This window comes from Synechococcus sp. H55.9 (genome assembly GCF_047462355.1).
Lineage (GTDB): Bacteria > Cyanobacteriota > Cyanobacteriia > Thermostichales > Thermostichaceae > Thermostichus.
In genome coordinates this window covers 1279-2889 of record NZ_JANSJB010000154.1, presented here as the reverse complement: position 1 = coordinate 2889, position 1611 = coordinate 1279, and the positions used below count along the sequence as shown (strand labels likewise).

The 1611-nt window shown below is 61.1% G+C and carries 1 pseudogene; it reads right to left on the bottom strand.

What is annotated here, in order from left to right:
* Window positions 1-250: 250 nt before the first annotated feature.
* A pseudogene (locus tag NW857_RS12670) lies at window positions 251-1611 on the bottom strand (class I tRNA ligase family protein); the annotation flags it as partial.

Below are 1611 nucleotides of genomic sequence, written 5' to 3'. Positions count from 1 at the left end.
GACATCGACGATCTCCGAAAGAGAGAGGAACAAAGGGCGAGATATTCGGAGAGCCGTCTGCCAATACAAAACGTGAAAACCCGTCAAGACCAGAAGAACCGAACGCTACAACCGACATTTATCTCGAGTTAATTTTCATCATAACACAGAGATGGGGGATGGTCACTCCCCTTGCACAAAAATAGCAAAATAGCCGGTGCTATTCGGCTGCCCAGGTCAAGAGCCCCAAAGGAGAGCGCTCCCCGTTGCCCTAGCCCAACTTTTCCAGGCGGGCTTGCAAGAGCTGCATCTGGGCCTCCAGCTCCGCCAGTTGCTCGCGGCTAGCCTGCACCACTTCCGGGTTGGCCCGACTGAGGAAACTGGGGTTCTCCAGGCGGGCGCGGATCCCTTGAGCCTCTTTTTCCAGCTTGGCCAGATCTTTTTGCACTTTAGCCCGCAGCGCCTCCACATCCACCAGCCCCGCCAAGGGCACCAGCACCTGCACCGTGCCCACTACGGCAGCCGCCACCTGCTTGGGCTCCGTGGCCAGGGATCCCGTAATTTCTAGGGACTCGGCCTTGGCCAGATCGCGGATGTAGGCTTGAGCGGCGGTGAGGATCCGCTGCTCGTCGGGATCCTCGGTAACCAGCAGAGCCGTGATGGTTTGATGGGGCTTAAGGCCAGCCTCTGCCCGCAGGTTGCGCAAGCTGCTGATGGTCTGGATCACCAGGCCGAACTCCCGCTCCAGTTGAGGGTCAACCCAGTTAGGGTCAGGGGCGGGATAGGGCTGGACGGAGATGGAGGTGGCTTGGTTGGCCTGGGTGAGGAGCTGCCAGACTTCTTCGGTGACGTGGGGCATCCAGGGGTGCAGCAGCCGGAGGATGGTCTCCAGCACAGTGGCCAACACCTGCTGTGCCGTGCGCTTGGAGGTCGGGTCTTCTCCCCGCAGCCGCGGCTTGGCCAGCTCGATGTACCAGTCGCAGAAGTCATCCCAAATCAGGGAATACAAGAGCCGCGCCCCCTCGCCCAGGCCGTAGGCTTCCAGCTCTTCGATAACCTGGGTGGCCGCGGAGTGCAGTCGCGACAGGATCCAGCGATCGGCCAGCTCCAGCGCTGCGGGGGCAGGGGATCCCAGTTGGGCGGGGGTCTGCCCCTCCAGGTTCAGGAGCACAAAGCGGGAGGCGTTCCAGATCTTGTTGGCGAAGTTGCGGGCTGCTTCCACGCTGGCGCTCTCGCCGGTCTTGCGGTCGTAGGCCAGGCGGATATCCTGCCCTGCCCCCACCACTTCTTTAACCAGAGCGTAGCGCAGGGCGTCGGTGCCGTATTTGTCCAAAAGCTCGATGGGATCGATGCCGTTGCCCTTGGACTTGGACATTTTCGCCCCCTGCTCGTCCCGCACCAGGCCGTTGATGTAGACATCCTTGAAGGGGATCTGGCCGGTAAACTGCACTCCCATCATGGCCATGCGGGCCACCCAGAAAAAGATGATGTCGAAGCCCGTGGACATGAGGGAATTGGGGTAGTAGCGCTTGAAGTCCTCTGTCTCTTCCGGCCAGCCCAGCGTGGAAAAAGGCCACAGAGCGGAGCTAAACCAGGTGTCCAACACATCGGGATCCCGCTCCAGCCGCTCGA